At 72.3% G+C, this 19,271-nt stretch carries 14 protein-coding genes and 1 riboswitch; of the genes, 9 read left to right on the top strand and 5 right to left on the bottom strand.

Going from position 1 to position 19,271, the window contains the following annotated elements; translation table 11 throughout:
- Window positions 1–111 precede the first annotated feature (111 nt).
- Window positions 112–1,536, top strand: coding sequence for a family 2B encapsulin nanocompartment shell protein (locus tag IE98_RS0124795; protein ID WP_030272487.1), 1,425 nt, complete (start codon window positions 112–114; stop codon window positions 1,534–1,536).
- A 7-nt stretch (window positions 1,537–1,543) separates the two neighbouring features.
- On the opposite strand, the gene glgX is transcribed toward IE98_RS0124795, so the two are convergent.
- Window positions 1,544–3,790 (bottom strand): glycogen debranching protein GlgX, encoded by a 2,247-nt coding sequence (glgX, locus tag IE98_RS0124790; RefSeq protein WP_030272486.1) that lies wholly within the window; start codon window positions 3,788–3,790, stop codon window positions 1,544–1,546.
- Between the two features lie 234 nt (window positions 3,791–4,024).
- On the opposite strand from glgX, the gene IE98_RS0124785 reads away from it, so the two are divergent.
- The 4 genes from IE98_RS0124785 to IE98_RS0124770 all read left to right on the top strand — a co-directional run bounded on the left by IE98_RS0124785 (window position 4,025) and on the right by IE98_RS0124770 (window position 8,741).
- A complete protein-coding gene (locus tag IE98_RS0124785) occupies window positions 4,025–5,233 on the top strand; it encodes a L,D-transpeptidase (RefSeq protein ID WP_030272485.1) in 1,209 nt (402 codons plus the stop codon).
- A 197-nt stretch (window positions 5,234–5,430) separates the two neighbouring features.
- Window positions 5,431–6,720, top strand: coding sequence for a L,D-transpeptidase (locus tag IE98_RS0124780; RefSeq protein WP_234443657.1), 1,290 nt, complete (start codon window positions 5,431–5,433; stop codon window positions 6,718–6,720).
- A gap of 176 nt (window positions 6,721–6,896) precedes the next feature.
- Window positions 6,897–8,099 carry a L,D-transpeptidase gene (locus IE98_RS0124775; RefSeq protein ID WP_052390924.1) on the top strand — a complete coding sequence of 401 codons (1,203 nt, stop codon included), beginning with the start codon at window positions 6,897–6,899 and terminating at the stop codon, window positions 8,097–8,099.
- Between the two features lie 81 nt (window positions 8,100–8,180).
- Window positions 8,181–8,741: an ATP-binding protein gene (locus IE98_RS0124770; RefSeq protein ID WP_078661269.1), complete on the top strand. Its 561-nt coding sequence runs from the start codon at window positions 8,181–8,183 to the stop codon at window positions 8,739–8,741.
- A gap of 289 nt (window positions 8,742–9,030) precedes the next feature.
- Here IE98_RS0124770 and IE98_RS0124765 read toward each other — a convergent pair whose 3' ends face one another.
- The 4 genes from IE98_RS0124765 to gcvT all read right to left on the bottom strand — a co-directional run bounded on the left by IE98_RS0124765 (window position 9,031) and on the right by gcvT (window position 13,516).
- Window positions 9,031–10,413, bottom strand: a complete 1,383-nt coding sequence (locus IE98_RS0124765; protein WP_030272481.1) for an L-serine ammonia-lyase — start codon at window positions 10,411–10,413, stop codon at window positions 9,031–9,033.
- A gap of 160 nt (window positions 10,414–10,573) precedes the next feature.
- On the bottom strand, window positions 10,574–11,842 hold the full coding sequence (glyA, locus tag IE98_RS0124760; protein ID WP_030272480.1) for a serine hydroxymethyltransferase: 1,269 nt from the start codon (window positions 11,840–11,842) through the stop codon (window positions 10,574–10,576).
- Between the two features lie 77 nt (window positions 11,843–11,919).
- The gene (gcvH, locus tag IE98_RS0124755; protein WP_030272479.1) at window positions 11,920–12,294 is read right to left on the bottom strand and encodes a glycine cleavage system protein GcvH; all 375 of its coding nucleotides are present in this window, start codon (window positions 12,292–12,294) and stop codon (window positions 11,920–11,922) included.
- Between the two features lie 103 nt (window positions 12,295–12,397).
- On the bottom strand, window positions 12,398–13,516 hold the full coding sequence (gene gcvT / locus IE98_RS0124750; RefSeq protein ID WP_030272478.1) for a glycine cleavage system aminomethyltransferase GcvT: 1,119 nt from the start codon (window positions 13,514–13,516) through the stop codon (window positions 12,398–12,400).
- Window positions 13,517–13,702: 186 nt separating this feature from the next.
- Window positions 13,703–13,804, bottom strand: a riboswitch (glycine riboswitch).
- Between the two features lie 115 nt (window positions 13,805–13,919).
- On the opposite strand from gcvT, the gene IE98_RS0124745 reads away from it, so the two are divergent.
- From IE98_RS0124745 to IE98_RS0124730, 4 genes are all read left to right on the top strand, one after another.
- A complete protein-coding gene (locus IE98_RS0124745) occupies window positions 13,920–14,714 on the top strand; it encodes an enhanced serine sensitivity protein SseB C-terminal domain-containing protein (RefSeq protein WP_052390923.1) in 795 nt (264 codons plus the stop codon).
- A gap of 178 nt (window positions 14,715–14,892) precedes the next feature.
- Window positions 14,893–15,780, top strand: coding sequence for an enhanced serine sensitivity protein SseB C-terminal domain-containing protein (locus IE98_RS0124740; protein ID WP_078661268.1), 888 nt, complete (start codon window positions 14,893–14,895; stop codon window positions 15,778–15,780).
- Window positions 15,781–16,367: 587 nt separating this feature from the next.
- Complete coding sequence (locus IE98_RS0124735) at window positions 16,368–17,354, top strand: ABC transporter permease (protein ID WP_030272474.1); 987 nt, start codon at window positions 16,368–16,370, stop codon at window positions 17,352–17,354.
- A gap of 96 nt (window positions 17,355–17,450) precedes the next feature.
- Window positions 17,451–19,217 carry an ABC transporter substrate-binding protein gene (locus tag IE98_RS0124730; protein WP_030272472.1) on the top strand — a complete coding sequence of 589 codons (1,767 nt, stop codon included), beginning with the start codon at window positions 17,451–17,453 and terminating at the stop codon, window positions 19,215–19,217.
- Window positions 19,218–19,271: the final 54 nt, after the last annotated feature.

The following is a 19,271-nucleotide window of genomic DNA, read 5'->3' as shown; positions in this document are numbered from 1 at the left end:
GCGCCGCGCGCGCCTCGGCCGTCCGGGTGTCGCCGTGCGATGTGATCCGTGTGCGGAGAAAGGCCGCCGACCTGCCATGGCGGCCTCCCACGACGTTTCGAGAGGTGTCCCATGACGGTCGAGACACAGTCCGCGCCGCAGCCAGCCGGCGGACAGGACCGGATCCAGCTCAGCAGCCTCAGCACGGCGGCGGCGCGCAACCTGGCGACCACCACCAAGTCGCAGCCGCAGATGCAGGAGATCAGTTCGCGGTGGCTGCTCAAGGCGCTGCCGTGGGTCCAGGTGTCCGGCGGCACCTACCGGGTCAACCGGCGGCTCAGCTACGCGGTCGGCGACGGCCGGCTGACCTTCGTGAAGACCGGCTCCCGGGTCCAGGTCGTCCCCGCCGAGCTGGGCGAGCTGCCGCTGCTGCGCGGCTTCGACGAGCCGCTGGCGCTCGGCGCGCTGGCCGGCCGCTTCGTCCAGCAGGAGTTCGAGCCCGGCCAGGTGATCGTCGAGCGCGGCCGCCCGGCCGACCACGTCTACCTGATCGCGCACGGCAAGGTCGAGCAGATCGGCGCCGGCAAGTACGGCGAGGAGACCGTCCTCGGCGTGCTGGCCGACGGCGCCTCCTTCGGCGGCCACGTGCTCGGCGGGCTCGACGGCGACTGGGACTTCACGGCCAAGGCGGCCACCGCGGTCACCGTGCTGGCCCTGCCCCACCAGGCGTACCAGCTGGTCGCCGCCGAGTACCGGCAGCTGCGCGACCACGTCCGGGGCCTGTCCGGCAACGGGCACCGGCCGCAGAACAGCCACGGCGAGGCCGCCATCGAGATGTCCGCGGGCCACACCGGCGAGCACGAGCTGCCGGCAACCTTCGTCGACTACGAACTCGCCCCGCGCGAGTACGAGCTGAGCGTCGCGCAGACCGTGCTTCGGGTGCACACCCGGGTCGCCGACCTCTACAACAAGCCGATGGACCAGACCGAGCAGCAGCTGCGGCTGACGATCGAGGCGCTGCGCGAGCGCCAGGAGCACGAGCTGGTCAACAACCCCGAGTTCGGCCTGCTCGCCAACGCCGACTACGACCAGCGGATCCAGACGCACTCCGGCCCGCCCACCCCGGACGACCTGGACGAACTGCTCAGCCTGCGGCGGCAGACCACCCACCTGTTCGCCCACCCGCGGGCGATCGCCGCGTTCGGCCGCGAGTGCAACCGGCGCGGCCTGTACTTCGGCACCGTCGAGGTCGGCGGCCACCACCTGCCGGCCTGGCGCGGCGTGCCGATCCTGCCCTGCGGCAAGATCCCGGTCACCGAGGGCCACACCACCTCGATCGTCGCGATGCGCGTCGGCGAGGAGAACCAGGGCGTGATCGGCCTCAACCAGATCGGCCTGCCCGACGAGTACGAGCCCGGCCTCAACGTCCGCTTCATGGGCATCGACGACAAGGCCGTCATCTCGTACCTGGTCAGCACCTACTACTCGGCCGCCGTGCTCGTCCCGGACGCGCTCGGCCTGCTGGAGAACGTCGAGGTCAACCGCCCGCTCGGCTGAGTCGCGGTCAGGCCCTGGCGGGCGCCCGCAGCAGTTGCAGCGAGCGCCCGCCCAGCAGCACGCTGCCCGGCGCCGGGTGGTGCGGCCCCGGCCCGTCCGCCGGGGCCGCGGTGTCGACGACCGTCTCGTAGGAGTCGGCCCAGGGGTCGCCGGGCAGCGCGAAGGCGGTCGGCTCGGCCCCGGCGTTCACCAGCAGCAGGAAGCTGTCGTCGGCGAGCGGCCGGCCCTGCTGGTCGCGCTCGGACATCGCGCTGCCGGAGAGCAGCATGCCGAGCACGGCCGTCGGCGCGAACCAGTCCGCCTCGGTCATCTGCTCGCCGCGCGGGGTGAACCAGGCGAGGTCGCGCTGGCCGCCGGGCACCGTCTCCCGGCCGGAGAAGAACGCCCGCTGCCGCAGCACCGGGTGGGCGCGGCGCAGCCGGACGAGCCGGGAGACCAGGTCGGTGAGCGAGGCCCACTCCGGGTCGTCCAGCAGTGACCAGTCCATCCAGCCGGTCTCGTTGTCCTGGCAGTAGGCGTTGTTGTTGCCGTGCTGGGTGCGGCCGAGCTCGTCGCCTGCGGTGAGCATCGGCACGCCGCCGGAGAGCAGCAGGGTGGCGAGCAGGTTGCCCAGCTGGCGGCGGCGCAGGCTGCGCACGGCCGGGTCGTCGGTCTCGCCCTCCGCGCCGTGGTTCCAGGACCGGTTGTCGTCGGTGCCGTCGCGGTTCTGCTCGCCGTTGCCCTCGTTGTGCTTGCGGTTGTAGGAGACCAGGTCGCGCAGGGTGAAGCCGTCGTGCGCGGTGATGAAGTTGACGGAGGCGTACGGGCGGCGGCCGCCGCGCTGGTAGAGGTCGGAGGAGCCGGAGAGCCGGTAGCCGAGTTCCCGGACGTCGGGTCTGGCCCCGCGCCAGAAGTCGCGGACGGTGTCCCGGTACTTGTCGTTCCACTCGGCCCACAGCGGCGGGAACCCGCCGACCTGGTAGCCGCCCGGGCCGACGTCCCACGGTTCGGCGATCAGCTTGACCCGGCTGAGCACCGGGTCCTGGGAGACCGCGGCGAGGAAGGGGTGGTGCATCTCCACCCCGTCGTGCCCGCGGGCCAGCGCCGCGGCCAGGTCGAAGCGGAAGCCGTCGACGCCCATCTCGCCGACCCAGTACCGCAGCGAGTCGGTGATCAGCCGGACGACGTGCGGCTGCCGGGTGTCCAGGGTGTTGCCGCAGCCGGTGTAGTCGGCGTAGCCGCGGCGGCTGCGGTCGAGCCGGTAGTAGCCGCCGTTGTCGATGCCGCGCAGCGACAGCGCCGGGCCCATCACCCCGGCCTCGGCGGTGTGGTTGTAGACGACGTCGAGGATCACCTCGATGCCGGCCGCGTGCAGCGCCCGCACCATCCGCTTGAACTCGCCGACCTGGCCGCCGCGGCTGCCGGAGGCGGAGTAGCCGGCGTGCGGCGCGAAGTAGCCGAGCGTGTTGTAGCCCCAGTAGTTGGTCAGCCCGCGGGCCTGCAGGTGGTCCTCGCTGACGTGGTGGTGGACGGGCAGCAGCTCCACCGCGGTGACCCCGAGCCGGGTCAGGTGGGCGATCGCCGCCGGGTGGGCGAGGCCAGCGTAGGTGCCGCGCAGCTCCGGCGGTACCTCCGGGTGGCGCATGGTGAAGCCGCGCACGTGCACCTCGTACAGCACGGTCTCGGCCCACGGGGTCTTCGGCCGCTGGTCGTCGTACCAGTCGTCGTCGTCGTGGACGACCACCGCCCTGGGCACGTACGGCGCCGAGTCGCGGTTGTCGCGCACGGTGTCGGCGACGTCCGGCTCGGGCCAGCCGCGCACCGCGCTGCAGGTGGCGTCGTGGCTGGTGAAGTCGCCGTCGACCGCCCGGGCGTACGGGTCGAGCAGCAGCTTGGCCGGGTTCCAGCGGGCGCCCGTCCACGGGTCCCAGCGGCCGTGCACCCGGTAGCCGTAGCGCGTCCCGGGCAGCACGCCGGGCAGGTAGCCGTGCCAGGTCTGGAAGGTCTGCTCGGTGAGCCGGTGCCGGGTCTCGGTGCCGTCCTCGGCGAACAGGCACAGGTCGACGGCCTCCGCGCCGGCCGCCCAGAGCGCGAAGTTGGTGCCGCAGCTGCCGTCCGGGGCGGTGCGGAAGCGGGCGCCGAGCGGCTGCCAGCTGCCCGGCCAGGGATCGGCGGGCGGCGCCGGTCGCGCCGCGGCGGCTGGTTCGGGCCCGGACGCGGGTGGGCGGCCGGTCTCCCGGCGCGTGCTCCGTGCCAGCTCCTGCCACGCCGTCATCGCCGCACCCTCCCTGCGCGGGGGTCCCGTACCCGCCCTCCAGTTGTTCCCTGATCCCGTGCAGGTGTCACGTGGCCGATCGTGTTGTGACGCTGGGTGAACGGGACGGCGTCCGCCGGGTGGCGCGCCGGCTCGTGTCCGGCGCCCCGCGGCCTCGTTTGACCGGGTGCCGGGCGCCCGGGCGCGACGGCGCGGAGCGTCCGGCGGGAAGCGGCGGACGCGGAGGGGAACGGCATGCTCGCGGTGGTACGGCGCTGGACGGTGGTCGCGGCCGCGGTGCTCCTCGCACTGCCCGCCGGGTGCACCGGTGGTCCGGCCGCGGGCGGGGACGGCGGACCGGCCGGCCGGCCGCGGATCTCCCGCGCGGCGATCGCCGCCGTGCCCGCGGACGGCGCCCAGGAGGTGCACTCCGACGCCGAGGTGTCCGTCACCGTCACCGAGGGGCGGCTGCTGTCGGTGCGGATGCGGGACGACCGCGGGGTGGCCGTGCCCGGCCGGACGGCCCCCGACGGCACCCGCTGGACCCCGGAGGACCCGCTGGCCCCGGCCACCCCGTACACCGTCGACGCGGTCGCCCAGGACGCGGACGGGCTGCGCGCCGACCACCACTCCGCCTTCGTGACGGCCGGTCCGGCGCACACCGTGGCCGCCTTCGTCACCCCGGAGGACGGCGCCCTGGTCGGGGTGGGGATGCCGGTCTCGCTGCGGTTCACCCGGCCGGTCGCCGACCGTCCGGCGGCTGAGCGGGCCGTCGAGGTGTCCGCCGACCCGCCGGTGCCGCTCGCCGCGCACTGGTTCGGCGACCGCCGCCTGGACGTCAGGCCGCAGGCGTACTGGGCGCCGGGCACCCGGGTGACCGTCACCCTGCGGCTGAAGGACGTGGAGCTGGCCCCCGGCGAGTTCGGCACCCAGGCCAAGGAGGTGGCGTTCACCGTCGGCCGGGCCCGGGTGTCCACCGTCGACCTGGCGAGCAGCACGCTGACGGTGCGCGAGGACGGGGTGCCGGTGCGCACCCTGAAGATCACCGCGGGCGGCCCGCAGCACCCCACCTACCGGGGGGTCATGGTCGTCTCGGAGAAGTTCGAGGAGACCCGGATGAACGCCCGGACGGTCGGCCTCGGCGACGAGTACGACATCAAGGACGTCCCGCACGCGATGCGGCTGACCGACTCCGGCACCTTCGTGCACGGCAACTACTGGGCCGACGAGGAGGTGTTCGGGACGGCCAACACCAGCCACGGCTGCATCGGGATCCCCGATCGGCAGGGCGGCGACGCGGACTCGCCGGCCGGCTGGTTCTTCGAACAGACCCTGGTCGGCGACGTGCTGGAGGTGCGCGGCGACGGCGGCGAGGCCGTCCAGCCGTCCAACGGCCTGAACGGCTGGAACATGCCCTGGACGGCCTGGCTGAAGGGCAGCGCGCTGGGCCCCGCACCGCGCTGACCTGCGCCCGGTGATTCACCGAACCGGCACCCCCCACCTGCGGAAGATTCACTCATCCGGGGCAGTTATCCTGGCGTGCCGCGCGGGCCGGGGACCGTTCCGCGTCGGCGGTGTGGCGAAGAAGTCCGACCCCCGGTGAAACCGACCCGGGCGCGGATGCGTGTATCCAGCGTGGATACCGGGAGGGGAGCAACCGAGTGAAGCCGGTTCAGGCGGCCGAGGCCGCGATAGTCAGAGGTGCGGCCGGGACGGGCCGCACCGGTCGTACCGCGCGCACCGCGGCCGTCGCGCTGGCCATGGGCGGCGTGCTGCTGTTCACCGCCGCGTGCAACGACGGCGGCGGCTCCGGCGGTTCCGGGGGCTCGGGCGGGGCGAGCGCCAACGCGGCCGGATCGGCCGGCAGCGGCGGCTCCACCACGCAGGCCGCCCCCAAGGCGTCCGCCGCGGTGCTCACCGTCAGCGCCAAGGACGGCGCCACCGACGTCCAGCCGGGCGGCTTCGCCGTGACGGTCGCGAGCGGCAAGCTCACCTCCGTCGAGCTGAAGGACAAGAACGACAAGGCGGTCGCCGGCACCATCGCCGCCGACGGCCTCAGCTGGAAGCCGACCTCGCCGCTGGCGGTCGGCATGGCCTACACCGTCAACGCGCAGGCCAAGGACGACGCCGGCCTGCCCGCCGCGCTCTCGTCCGCCTTCACCACGCTGTCCCCGGCGAAGAAGGTCGCGACCAACGACAACATCGCCGACAACGGCACCTACGGTGTCGGCATGATCGTCTCGGTGGCGTTCAGCAAGCCGATCAAGAACAAGGACGCCGTCCTCAAGGGCATCACCGTCGAGGCCGGCGACGGCACCGTCGTGAAGGGCCACTGGTTCGGCTCGCAGCGCCTCGACCTCCGCCCGGCGGAGTACTGGAAGCCCGGCACCAAGGTGACGGTCAAGTACCGGCTGAAGAGCGTCGAGGTCTCGCCGGGCGTCTACGGCGACGTGGACCGCGACGAGCCGTTCACCATCGGCCGCTACCAGGTCAGCACCGTCGATGCCGCCAAGCACGTGATGACGGTGGCGAACGGCGGCGGCGCCACCAAGAGCATCCCGATCACCGCGGGCAACGACCAGAACCCGTCCTGGAACGGCACCATGGTCATCTCCGGCAAGGAGAAGGTGACCCGGATGAACTCGGCCACCGTGGCCAACGTCAAGGGCGACGAGTACGACGTCCCGGACGTGCCGCACGCGATGCGCCTCACCACCACCGGCACCTACGTGCACGGCAACTACTGGGGCAACGCCTTCGGCAAGTCCAACGCCAGCCACGGCTGCATCGGCCTGAAGGACGTCAAGGGCGGCAGCGAGTCCTCCTCGGCCGGCACCTTCTTCAACAGCTCGCTGATCGGCGACGTGGTGAAGATCGTCAACTCCAAGGGCCGCACGGTCTCCCCGGACAACGGCCTCAGCGGCTGGACGCTCCCCTGGAGCAACTGGTAGGCCGCACGCCCCGCCGGCACTTCGTCGACGGCCCGGCCGCTCCCCGCGAGCGGCCGGGCCGTTGCGGGTTCGTGACCGGATCGTCGCGCGGCGGGCCGCAACCCGGGACCTCCTCGGAGCGTGTATTCGGTGGGTGCCGCGACGGGGAGTGCGCGGCGGTACGGAGGGGGGCCGGCATGGGGTCCGTGCGCAGAGGTCTGACGGTGGGTCTGCTCGGGGGAGCGCTGGTGCTGACGGCCGCGGCCTGCGGTCCGTCCGGGTCGCCCGGAGGTACGGCCTCCGGCGCGGGGACGACGGCGGCCCGGCCGCGGCCCACCGCCCCGACGGCCGTGGTGGCCGTCGAGCCGAAGAACGGTGCCACCGACGTCAAGCCGTCCGGGGCGCTCAAGGTCACCGCCACCGGAGGGAAGCTGACGGCCGTCAAGGTGACCGGGCGGGACGGCCGGGAGGTGCCCGGCACGCTCACCGCGGACGGCCTCGGCTGGACGCCCTCCGCGGCCCTCGCCGTCGCCGAGCAGTACCGGGTGACGGCGCAGGCCACCGATCCGAACGGGCTGGTGACCACCGCCGAGAGCGCCTTCAGCACGCTCACCCCGGCGAAGAAGACCGGCTCCTACACCAACCTGGACGACGGGCAGACCTACGGCGTCGGCATGATCGTCTCGCTGCGCTTCCGCAAGGCGGTGCAGAACCGGGCCGAGGTGGAACGCGCGGTGGTCTTCGAGACCTCCGACGGCACCGTGGTGAAGCCGCACTGGTTCGGTGACGACCGGGTCGACTTCCGCCCCGCGGAGTACTGGAAGCCGGGGACCGAGGTGACGGTGAAGTACCGGCTGAAGAGCGCCGAACTCGCCCCCGGCGTCTACGGCGACAAGGACGGCGAGGAGCACTTCACCGTCGGCCGGTCCCGGGTGAGCACGGCGGACGTCGCCACCCACCGGATGGCCGTGGTGGAGAACGGGCAGACCGTGGACACCGTGAAGTTCACCGCCGGCAAGGCCGGGTTCGACAGCTTCAACGGCACCATGGTCATCGAGGAGATGGCCCGCAAGACGCGGATGTCCTCCAACGGCGTCAGCGGCATCCGGGCCGGCGACGAGTACGACCTCGACGACGTGCCGCACGCCATGCGGCTGACCGACACCGGCACCTACGTGCACGGCAACTCCTGGGCGATCGGTTCGATGGGCCGCTCCAACGCCAGCCACGGCTGCATCGGCATCGCCGACACCCGCTACGGCAGCGACGGTACCGACGCCGGCCGCTTCTACAACGCGTCAATGATCGGCGACGTCGTCACCGTGGTGAATTCCAAGGGCCCGCGGGTCTCCGGCGAGAACGGGCTGAGCGGCTGGAACGTGCCCTGGACTGCCTGGTAGGCCGCCAGGCGTGCCGCTGTCATATGTCCGCCCGCCGTGATCGTTTGTTCATTGTCCGTACGCACCCGCATGCGTTCCGCAATGATGGGCGCCATGGCGGGATGGCGTGAGGCGGACCAGGCGTCGAATCGGGTGCTCGGCACGGCCGGTGACGATGCGTCGGCCGACCGCGGCCTCGCGCTGGCGGCCCTGGAGCGGCTGACCGCGGACGAGCTGGAGCAGGCCGCCTTCGAGCTGCTGCGCGACCCGGCCGTCGAGGAGGAGGTGCGGCTGCCCTCCCGTCCCGAGTCGGCCGGGATCGCCCGCCGCCTGGTCGTCGCCGTGCTCCGCGCCTGGGAGCTGGTGCAGCAGCTGGACGCCGGCGAACTGCTGGTCGGCGAGCTGGTCGCGAACGCCGTCCGGCACGCCGGCGGGCGCACCGTCGGGCTGAGGATGGCCCGGCGCCCGGGCTGGGTGCGGATCGAGGTCCGGGACTCCTCCCGGGCGCTGCCCTGCCTGATCGTGGCGGCCGAGCGCGGCGGTGCGGAGAACGGCCACGGGCTGGTGCTGGTCGACGCGGTGTCGGACCGCTGGGGCGCGGACCTGCTGCCGCGCGGCAAGTCCGTCTGGTGCGAGATGCGGGTGCGCGAGCGCGCAGCCTGACCCGGCGGGCGCCCGGGCCCGGACGCGAGCAGGGCCCCCGTGTCCGCTCGGTGTGCGGTGTCGGGGGCCCGTGCGCGTCACCGCGCGGCCAAGGGGGTGCGCGCCGTGCGGTGGGAACGGCCGAACCGGGTCGGTGGAGGCCGTGGAGTGCCTCCACTGTCGCATGACCGGACCGGTCTGGACAAATCGATCCAAAGGTGCAGACCCCTCGCAACCTTCGAAGGCTGGCCAAATCTGGCGGAACGACCTGTGAATGCCTGCCGTCAGGCCGGGCTCCAGCCCGGCCCGGTCAGCACTCGATGACGTTCACGGCGAGGCCGCCGCGCGAGGTCTCCTTGTACTTGATCTTCATGTCGGCGCCGGTCTCCTTCATGGTCTTGATCGCCTTGTCGAGCGACACGTGGTGCCGGCCGTCGCCGCGCAGCGCCATCCGCGCCGCCGTGACGGCCTTCACCGAGGCCATGCCGTTCCGCTCGATGCAGGGGATCTGCACCAGACCGCCGACCGGGTCGCAGGTCAGGCCCAGGTTGTGCTCGATGCCGATCTCCGCGGCGTTCTCGACCTGCTCGGGGCTGCCGCCGAGCACCTCCGCGAGACCGCCGGCCGCCATCGAACAGGCCGAGCCGACCTCGCCCTGGCAGCCGACCTCGGCGCCGGAGATCGAGGCGTTCTCCTTGAAGAGCATGCCGATCGCGCCGGCCGCCAGCAGGAAGCGCACGATGCCCTCGTCGTCGGCACCGGGCACGAAGTTCAGGTAGTAGTGCAGCACGGCCGGGACGATGCCCGCGGCGCCGTTGGTCGGCGCGGTGACCACCCGGCGGCCGGAGGCGTTCTCCTCGTTGACCGCCATCGCGTAGAGGGTCACCCACTCCATCGCGTTGGCCGGGCCGATGCCCTCGGCGCGCAGCGCCCGGGCGGCCGAGGCGGCCCGGCGGCGGACCTTCAGCCCGCCCGGCAGGATGCCCTCGCGGCCGAGGCCGGCCGCGACGCACTCCTGCATGACGTGCCAGATCTCCAGCAGCCCGGCCCGGATCTCGGCCTCGCTGCGCCAGGCCTTCTCGTTCTCCAGCATCAGGCCGGAGATGGACAGGCCGGTCTCGCGGGTGAGCCGCAGCAGCTCCTCGCCGGTGCGGAAGGGGTAGCGCAGCGCGGTGTCGTCCGGCTTGACCCGGTCGGCGCCTATCGCGTCCTCGTCGACGACGAAGCCGCCGCCGACCGAGTAGTAGGTCTTCTCCAGGACGGGCGCGCCGGCCCCGTCGTACGCGGCCAGGGTCATGCCGTTGGCGTGGTACGGCAGCGAGCGGCGGCGGTGCAGGACCAGCTGGGTCGCCGGGTCGAAGGCGATCTCGTGCTGGACGTCCTTGTCCTGGGCGAGCAGCCGCAGCCGCTTGTCGCGCTGGATGCGCTCGACGTCCAGGTCGGCCTGGTCGACGTCGACCGTGCGCGGGGAGTTGCCCTCCAGGCCCAGCAGGACGGCCTTGGGGGTGCCGTGGCCGTGGCCGGTGGCGCCGAGCGAGCCGAACAGCTCGGCCCGGACGGAGGCGGTGCTCTCCAGCAGCCCCTCCGAGTGCAGGCGGCGGGCGAACATCCGGGCCGCACGCATCGGGCCCACGGTGTGGGAACTGGACGGCCCGATGCCGACGGAGAAGAGGTCGAAGACGCTGATGGCCACGGGGGGACGTCCTTGTCTGGTCTCGTGGAAGGACTTGCTGGGTGACACGGAACGGGGCACCGCGCGCACTGTCCAGTGTGCGCGGTGCCCCGGAATTCCTGGTGTCCGGCCGGGGTGAGGCCGGTCACCGCGGGGCGAACCGCCTACCGCGGGGTGCGGCTCACAGCTCGGGGTAGAGCGGGTACTTCGCGGCGAGCGCGGTCACCCGGGCCTTGAGCGCCGTCGCCCGGGCCTCGTCGAAGCCGGGCAGCAGGGTCTCGGCGATGACGTCGGCGACCTCGCGGAAGTCCTCCGCGCCGAAGCCGCGGGTGGCCAGCGCCGGGGTGCCGATGCGCAGGCCGGAGGTGACCATCGGCGGGCGGGGGTCGTTCGGCACCGCGTTGCGGTTCACGGTGATGCCGACCTCGTGCAGGCGGTCCTCGGCGTCCTGGCCGTTGAGCTCGCTGTTGCGCAGGTCGACCAGGACGAGGTGCACGTCGGTACCGCCGGAGAGCACCGAGACGCCGGCGTCCACGGTGTCCTGGCGCAGCAGGCGCTCGGCCAGGATCTTCGCGCCCTCCAGGGTGCGGCGCTGGCGGTCCTTGAACTCCTCCGAGGCGGCGACCTTGAAGGCCACGGCCTTGGCGGCGATCACGTGCTCCAGCGGGCCGCCCTGCTGACCGGGGAAGACCGCGGAGTTGATCTTCTTGGCCCACTGCTCCTTGCACAGGATGACGCCGCCGCGCGGGCCGCCCAGCGTCTTGTGGGTGGTGGTGGTGACCACGTCCGCGTAGGGCACCGGCGAGGGGTGCAGGCCCGCGGCGACCAGGCCGGCGAAGTGCGCCATGTCGACCATGAGCAGGGCGCCGACCTCGTCCGCGATGCGGCGGAACTCGGCGAAGTCCAGCTGGCGAGGGTAGGCGGACCAGCCGGCGATGATCAGCTTGGGCTGGTGCTCCTTGGCGAGGCGCTCGACCTCGGCCATGTCGACCTGGCCGGTCTTCTCGTCGACGTGGTACGCGGCCACGTTGTAGAGCTTGCCGGAGAAGTTGATCTTCATGCCGTGGGTCAGGTGGCCGCCGTGCGCCAGGCTCAGGCCCAGGATGGTGTCGCCCGGCTGGATCAGCGCGAACATCGCCGCGGCGTTCGCCTGCGCACCGGAGTGCGGCTGGACGTTGGCGTGCTCGGCGCCGAACAGCGCCTTCACCCGGTCGATCGCGATCTGCTCGGCGACGTCGACGTGCTCGCAGCCGCCGTAGTAGCGCTTGCCGGGGTAGCCCTCGGCGTACTTGTTGGTCAGGACCGAACCCTGGGCCTCCATGACCGCCACCGGGGCGAAGTTCTCGGAGGCGATCATTTCGAGGGTGGTCTGCTGGCGGTGCAGCTCGGCGTCGACCGCGGCCGCGATCTCCGGGTCGAGCGCGTGCAGGGACTGGTTCAGAACCGTCATGAGGTGGGGTCTCCCCGTGGAGCGAAGGGCTGGAGCGGGGCGGCCGCCGCACTGCGGCCGCCCCGGTGGGCGGGCGGTCAGCCGCCGATGAACGCGGTGTACGCCTCGGCGTCGAGCAGCTCGTCGGTCGCCTCGACGCGGACCTTGAACAGCCAGCCATCCTCGAACGGGGAGCTGTTCACCAGGGCGTTGTCGTCGAGGACGGCCTGGTTGACCTCCGTGACCTCGCCGGTGACGGGCGAGAACAGGTCGCTGACCGACTTGGTGGACTCGAGCTCGCCACAGGTCTCACCGGCGGTGACGCTGTCACCGACCTCCGGGAGCTGGACGTAGACGATGTCGCCGAGGGCGTCGGCCGCGTGCGCGGTGATGCCGATCGTCGACACCCCGTCCACGGCGGCGGTCAGCCACTCGTGCTCCTTGGTGTACTGCAGGTGCGTGGGGTTGCTCATGGCGTCATTCTCCAGGATCGCAAGAGGGAGGGGCGTGGCCGTCCGCTGAGCGGACCGCCCCGGGCAGGACGGTTCAGGACGGTGCTGGGAGCGGCGTGGGCGCTCAGCGGGCGCGCTTGTAGAACGGCAGCGCCACGACCTCGACCGGCTCGGCCTTGCCGCGCACGTCGACCGCGACGGCGGTGCCGGGCGCGGCGTGCGCGGCGTCCACGTAGGCGATGGCGATCGGCTTGCCGAGGGTGGGGGAGGGCGCGCCCGAGGTGATCCGGCCGATCGGGTTGCCGTCGGCGTCGACGACCGCGTACTCGGCGCGCGGCACCCGCTTGCCCTCGGAGACCAGGCCGACCAGCTTGCGCGGCGGCGCGGACTCGGCCTCGGCGGCCGCCTGCTCCAGGGCCTTGCGGCCGACGAAGGAGCCCTCGTTGGTGGTCTTGTCGAAGCGCACCACGCGGCCGAGGCCGGCGTCGAAGGGGGTCAGGTCGGTGGACAGCTCGTGGCCGTACAGCGGCATGCCGGCCTCCAGGCGCAGCGTGTCGCGGCAGGACAGGCCGCACGGCACCAGGCCCTTGTCGGCACCGGCCGCGGTCAGCGCCGACCACAGGTGCTCGGCGTCGGCCGGGGCGCAGAAGACCTCGAAGCCGTCCTCGCCGGTGTAGCCCGTACGGGCGAGCCAGACCTGCCGGTCGGCGACGGTCGCGGGCAGCAGCGCGTAGTACTTCAGGCCGGGCAGGTCGGCGTCGGTCAGCGAGCCGAGGATGCCGTTCGCCTCCGGGCCCTGGACGGCGATCAGCGCGTAGGCGTCGCGGTCGTCGCGGACGACGGCGTCGAAGCCCTCGGCGCGCTCGGTCAGCGCGTCCAGCACCACCTGGGCGTTGGAGGCGTTCGCGACCACCATGTACTCGTCCTCCGCGGTGCGGTAGACGATCAGGTCGTCGAGGATGCCGCCGTCCTCGCGGCAGATCATGGTGTAGCGGGCGCGCAGCACGCCCAGCGCCGAGATGAAGCCGACCAGCGCGTGGTCCAGCATCTCGCCGGCCTGCGGGCCGGAGACGGTGATCTCGCCCATGTGCGAGAGGTCGAACAGGCCGGCCTTCGTGCGGACGGCGAGGTGCTCCTCGCGCTCGCTGCCGTAGCGCAGCGGCATGTCCCAGCCGGCGAAGTCGGTCATGGTGGCACCGAGCGAACGGTGCAGCGCGTCGAGCGCGGTGAGGCGGAGGGACATGACGGCAGGACTCCTTGGCTGCTCTGCGGGCACACGGGCGACCCTCCCGCCCGGAAACGGGCAGGACGGCGGGTGGAGTCTCCCCGTCTGTCGTCAACAACCTGAGAGCTTCACCGCCATCCCAAGGATGGCGGCTTGCACCGTGGGTGGGCGCACGGCGCGGCCGTGTCCACTTTCCAGATGTGCCTCGCCCGTGCGGTATGGGTGCCTGAGAGATTCCGGGGAGGACTTGCTCCTTCGGCGCCGGCCTCGCCCTGCGGGCGTTCCGGACTCTCCCGCGCGGGTTCGAGCGGCCAGTGTGAAGTTGGAGGTCGAGCGCGCTCATCATGGCATGCCGCCGGGCCTGATGGGAGAGGGGGCGGCCCGCTAGGCTCTGTACAGGGGACGAGCGAAGGGGCCGTACATGGGGTATCCGGCGGGCGAGGCACAGGCGTGGGCCGCACCCGGCACGGCGCCGGAGGGCGGCAGCTGGCCGTCCAACGAACTGGAGCAGGTGCTCACCGCCGCGCTCGGCGACCCCGGCGCCACGCCCCGGGTGATCGAGGTGCTCGCCCGCAGCCAGGTGTGGATCCCGCTGCCGGCCGGCGCCGATCCGCAGGGCACCTCGCTGGACCTGCCGACCATCGAACTCGCCGGCACCCCCTACGTGCCGGTGTTCTCCTCGCAGGAGCAGTTCCTGCTGCACGCCCCCGGCATGCCCTTCGCGATCGCACCGGTGTGGGAGTTCGCCCGCGGGCTGCCGCTCGGCATCGGCATCGCCGTCAACCCGGAGGCACCGGTGGGCATCCCCGTGCCGCCGGAGGGAGTGGGCGAACTGCGCCGCGGACCGCAGGACGACCGGACGCCCGGCGCGGCGGCCTCCGAGGGCGCCGCGGTGGCGCTGCGCGAGCCCGAACCGCACCTGGAGCCGTACGCCTTCCTCGCCGCGGCCACCGCCGAACTCTCCTTGCTGCCGGGCGTCCTGACGGCTCGTCGGGCGCTCGCCCGGGTCGAGGCGGACGCCCCGCAGCTGTACGTCGGCGTGCAGTTGGACCCGGCCTGGCCGGCCGACCCGGTGCAGGTCAACGAGGCGCTCGGCCGCGCGCTCGGAACCGCCCCACCGCCGTGGGGCGTCCACCTGGTGCTGCTGGACATGGCCGACGACCCCGTCGTCGAGTGGCTGCTGACCTGCGTGGCACCGTTCTACGTCCGGGCGTGACCGCCCGTCCGGCCGACGGGGCGGGACGGCCGCACCGGCCGGCGGCGTCACGGAGGGGTATGCGGCATGACGCCTGTCGGCCGCGCGCAATAGGGTTCTGCCCGGCAGTGGGCACGAGCGGCGGAAGACGGAACAAGACGGGGCACGGCGACGTGAGCGAGCGGAGCGAGGCGGGCGCATGAGCGCGGCAGCGGCAGGCGGCGGGCCGGGCCCGTGGGGCCAGGCCCCCGTGGCACGGCCCGGCGGTGACCCGGGCGCCATCGAGCGCGCCCTCGGCGCGGTCGTCCCGGAGCGCTACGACGCGTACGAGGACCTGCTGAGGGCCCTCGTCCAGGGGCAGGTCTGGATGCTGCTCTGGCACGGCACGCCCGGCAGCCCCGACGCCCAGTACGGGAACATGGACATCGGCGGGCACGGCTACGCCCCCGCCGTCACCTCCGCCGAACAGCTCGCCGCGAGCGGCTGGGCCCGCGCCCACGAGGTGATCTCCGGCCAGGAGATCGCCGCCGCGCTCTTCCGCACCCGCTGGGGCCTGTGGCTGAACCCGCACGCCCCGGGCGGCGGCGTCGGCGTCCCGTGGGCCGACCTGAGACGCATCGCCGTCGGCCTGGACCGGCTGCCGGCCGGCCCGCTGCAGATCTCCGAGCCGCGGCTGAACGCGCCGCAGTTCTACGGCCTGCTGGAGCAGCAGGCCGTGCAGATCCGTCCGCTGCGCTCGCTCCGCCAGGCGTGGGTGCAGCCCGCGCTGGGCGAGCCGTACCTGGCGGTCGGCCTGGACCTGTACGACAACTCCCCGCCGTCGGTGGAGGCCGCCCGCGCCCTGGTGCAGCGGGCCGCCCAGCTGGCGCCGGAGGGGCTGGCGGTGTCGACGGTCGCGATGGCCGACGAGTTCGACCCGGTGGCGATGTGGATGCGGGCGAACGCCCGCCCGTTCTTCGACCGTGACACCCAGTACGGGCACCCGCAGGGCACGGCCCCCTACCCGGCCTACGGTTACTCTCCGCAGTCGGCGCCGGCGCCGCAGCCGTGGCCGCAGCAGCCCTGGCCCGGCTACCCCGGCCGCTGATCCGCTCTCTTTTCCTCCCCTTTACGCGCCCTTGTGGCGACGGTCCGCCAGTGGCGGGCCATGCCCAGGTGGTGGCGGTTTCCCGCCGTTGGCGGGCTTCCGTCAGTACCCGTCTTGACAGGTTGTTTCGGCCGTGTGAAGACGCGTATTCGACGCTGCAACGGCCTGCATGCCGACAGATCACAGTTAGGCATCCTTCGGTTGCCCCCTCTGGCGGAACCTCTCCCCGATGACAGAGAGTGCTGCCCACGGCCAGTGCGCGAGCCGATCCCCACAAAGGTGATCGCGTCCTGGCGACGCCGAACCGCGCGATGTGCATGCCGCGCACTCCGGCACCTCGCAGGACCCGCAGTACCCCCGCAATGCCGTGATCCGCCGCCCGGGCCCCGTGCCCCGACGGCAGGCTCCGGCACCCCGAAAACGAACTCTGCACCGCCGCACCGGCGTACGGAACCACCGCACCGCTCTGCACCGCACCTGTCGCGAACTCCGGACCGCACCGGGGTCCGGGCCCTGATCGGGCCCGGGTCGCCCCGCCGGACCGGGCCGTGGGCCGGCCACCGTCGGCGAGGGGAACGAACTGACTCATGACCACACCCACCGAGACCACCGGCTCCGCCCGGCCCGAGGCCGCAACTGCCGCCCCGGCCAAGCGCATCCAGGGCCGCTCTCCGGGCCGGATCGCCTGGGACCGCCTGAAGCGTGACAAGGTCGCCCTCGCGGGCGGCGCCGTGGTGCTCCTGCTGATCCTCGCCGCGATCTTCGCGCCGGTGCTGACGGCACTGTTCGGCCACCCGGTCGACGAGCCCCACCCGGACCAGATCAACCCGGACCTCGGCCTCCCCAGGGGCGCGTTCGGCGGAATGAGCGGCGACTTCCTGCTCGGAGTCGACCCGACGTTCGGCCGCGACGTCTTCAGCCGGATCCTCTACGGCGCCCAGATCTCGCTCACCGTGGCCTTCCTGGCGGCCGGCGTCTCCGTCCTGATCGGCGTCGTGCTCGGCGCCGCCGCCGGCTACTTCGGCGGCTGGGTCGACGCGGCGATCAGCCGGGTGATGGACGTCCTGCTGGCCTTCCCGCAGCTGCTGTTCTCCATCGCACTCGTCTCGGTGATGCCGAGCTCGCTGCTCGGCCTCGGCGGCACCGCCCTGCGCATGGGCATCCTGGTGCTGGTCATCGGCTTCTTCGGCTGGCCGTACATCGGCCGCATCGTCCGGGGCCAGGCCCTGTCGCTGCGCGAGCGGGAGTTCGTGGACGCCGCCCGCAGCCTCGGCGCCGGCAGCATCCACATCCTCTTCCGCGAGCTGCTGCCGAACCTGGTCGCCCCGATCCTCGTCTACACGACGCTGATCATCCCCACCAACATCCTCAGCGAGGCTGCGCTCAGCTTCCTCGGCGCCGGCGTGAAGCCGCCGACGCCGTCCTGGGGACAGATGCTCTCCGAGGCGACCCGGATCTACCAGGCCGACCCGACCTACATGGTCGTCCCCGGTCTCGCGATCTTCGTCACGGTGCTCGCGTTCAACCTCTTCGGCGACGGCCTCCGGGACGCGCTCGACCCCAAGGGCAACTAGCCCTCCTCTCCCCCACATGCCAGGCAGGTCCCTCTCAGCCTGCCCACCCCCGGCGGACCGTTCGTGCCCGCACATCACCAGGAGGATTCCGTACCCATGAAGCGCAACAGGACACTTGCCGCAGCTTCCCTCGTGGCTGCGCTCGCCCTGACCACCGCGGCCTGCGGCGGCACCAAGGGCGGTGGCACGAGCGACAGCGCCAGCAAGGGCTCGGCCGGCTTCAACGCCGCGGTGGACAAGGTGCTGAACCCCTCCGACAAGAAGGGCGGCACGCTCAACCTCTGGACGAGCACGGACGTCGACTCGCTCGACCCGGGCCGCGCCTACTACGCCTCGGTGTGGAACTTCGAGCGCTACTACGCCCGCACCCTCCTGGCCTTCGACGCGAAGCCGGGCAAGGACGGCCTCAAGCTCGTCCCGGACCTGGCGGCGAACCAGCCGGCCGTGTCCTCCGACGGCAAGACCTACACCTTCCACCTGAAGCAGGGTCTGAAGTTCGAGGACGGCTCGCCGATCACCTCGAAGGACATCAAGTACGGCATCGAGCGCATCTTCGCGCAGGACGTCGTCTCCGGTGGTCCGACCTACCTGATCCAGTCCCTGGACCAGGGCCAGAACTACAAGGGCCCCTACACCGACACCGACCCCAACAAGCTGGGTCTGAAGTCGGTCGAGACCCCCACCGACACCACCATCGTCTTCAAGCTGGCGAAGGCCGACTCGTCCTTCCCGTTCCTGCTCGCGATGGGCTCCGCCTCGCCCGTCCCGCAGAAGCTGGACACCGGCGCGAAGTACGGCGACAAGCCGGTCTCCTCCGGCCCCTACAAGTTCGCCAAGGTCGAGCCGGGCAAGGGCTACGAGCTCGTCCGCAACGAGAACTGGGACCCGGCCACCGACCCGTTCCGCAAGGCGCTGCCGGACACCGTCAAGCTGACCGTCACCTCGAACGCCGACGACATGGACGCCCGCCTGCTGGCCGGCACCGTCGACATCGACTTCGGCCAGACCGGTCTCTCCCAGGCCGCCCAGGTCAAGGTCCTCCAGGACGAGAAGCTCAAGGCGAACTCGGACGACCCGTACAACGGCTTCATCCGCTTCATCGCGCTGAACCAGAAGGTCGCCCCCTTCGACAACATCCACTGCCGCAAGGCCGTGCTGTACGCGGCCGACCCGACCGCGCTGCAGACCGCCCGCGGTGGTTCGGTCGCCGGTTCCACCTACGGCAACATGCTGCCCCCGAACATCCTCGGCTCGGACGACTACGACCCGTTCGGCCTGACCGACGGCAAGGCCGACCTGGAGAAGGCCAAGGCCGAGCTCAAGGAGTGCGGCAAGGCGGACGGCTTCACCACCACGATCGCCGTCCGCGGCAACAAGGCCAAGGAGGTCAACTCGGCCGTCGCGCTGCAGACCGCCCTCAAGGCCATCAACGTGACGGTGAACGTCGACCAGTACGACGGCAAGCTGCTCGCCTCCGTCGCCGGTGCGCCGGACGTCGTCCACCAGAAGGGCTACGGCCTGATCGTCGCCGGCTGGGGTGCCGACTACCCGAACGGCGCCGGCTACATGCAGCCCCTGATGGACAGCCGCTTCATCACCAAGAACGGCAACAGCAACTACCCGGAGACCTCCGACCCGGCGGTCGACAAGCTCTTCGACGACGCCGCGGCCCAGACGGACCCGGCCAAGGCCGCCGAGCTCTACAAGCAGATCAACCACAAGGTCGTCGACACCGCCGTGTGGCTGCCGATCGTGGCCGACAAGGCGCTCAACTACCGCAACCCGCGCCTGACCAACGTCTTCATCAACGACGCGTTCGGTGAGGTCGACTTCCAGGCACTCGGCGTCTCCGACGGCAAGTGACCTGCCCCGCCCGCACCCGTAGTTCGCACAGCTAGTCCGAAGGGCAGGTGAAGG

Source organism: Streptomyces sp. NRRL B-24484 (assembly GCF_000717715.1).
In the GTDB taxonomy this organism is placed as follows: domain Bacteria; phylum Actinomycetota; class Actinomycetes; order Streptomycetales; family Streptomycetaceae; genus Kitasatospora.
This window is presented reverse-complemented; position numbering and strand designations above follow the sequence as displayed.

What these genes read in the sequence shown, in the direction of transcription:
- IE98_RS0124740 (WP_078661268.1), top strand. Translation starts at nt 14,893, where the DNA reads ATGAGCGCGGCAGCGGCAGGCGGCGGGCCGGGCCCGTGGGGCCAGGCC.
- gcvH (WP_030272479.1), bottom strand. Translation starts at nt 12,294, where the DNA reads ATGAGCAACCCCACGCACCTGCAGTACACCAAGGAGCACGAGTGGCTG.
- IE98_RS0124775 (WP_052390924.1), top strand. Translation starts at nt 6,897, where the DNA reads ATGGGGTCCGTGCGCAGAGGTCTGACGGTGGGTCTGCTCGGGGGAGCG.
- IE98_RS0124745 (WP_052390923.1), top strand. Translation starts at nt 13,920, where the DNA reads ATGGGGTATCCGGCGGGCGAGGCACAGGCGTGGGCCGCACCCGGCACG.
- IE98_RS0124730 (WP_030272472.1), top strand. Translation starts at nt 17,451, where the DNA reads ATGAAGCGCAACAGGACACTTGCCGCAGCTTCCCTCGTGGCTGCGCTC.
- IE98_RS0124785 (WP_030272485.1), top strand. Translation starts at nt 4,025, where the DNA reads ATGCTCGCGGTGGTACGGCGCTGGACGGTGGTCGCGGCCGCGGTGCTC.
- IE98_RS0124795 (WP_030272487.1), top strand. Translation starts at nt 112, where the DNA reads ATGACGGTCGAGACACAGTCCGCGCCGCAGCCAGCCGGCGGACAGGAC.
- IE98_RS0124735 (WP_030272474.1), top strand. Translation starts at nt 16,368, where the DNA reads ATGACCACACCCACCGAGACCACCGGCTCCGCCCGGCCCGAGGCCGCA.
- glgX (WP_030272486.1), bottom strand. Translation starts at nt 3,790, where the DNA reads ATGACGGCGTGGCAGGAGCTGGCACGGAGCACGCGCCGGGAGACCGGC.
- gcvT (WP_030272478.1), bottom strand. Translation starts at nt 13,516, where the DNA reads ATGTCCCTCCGCCTCACCGCGCTCGACGCGCTGCACCGTTCGCTCGGT.
- IE98_RS0124770 (WP_078661269.1), top strand. Translation starts at nt 8,181, where the DNA reads ATGATGGGCGCCATGGCGGGATGGCGTGAGGCGGACCAGGCGTCGAAT.
- glyA (WP_030272480.1), bottom strand. Translation starts at nt 11,842, where the DNA reads ATGACGGTTCTGAACCAGTCCCTGCACGCGCTCGACCCGGAGATCGCG.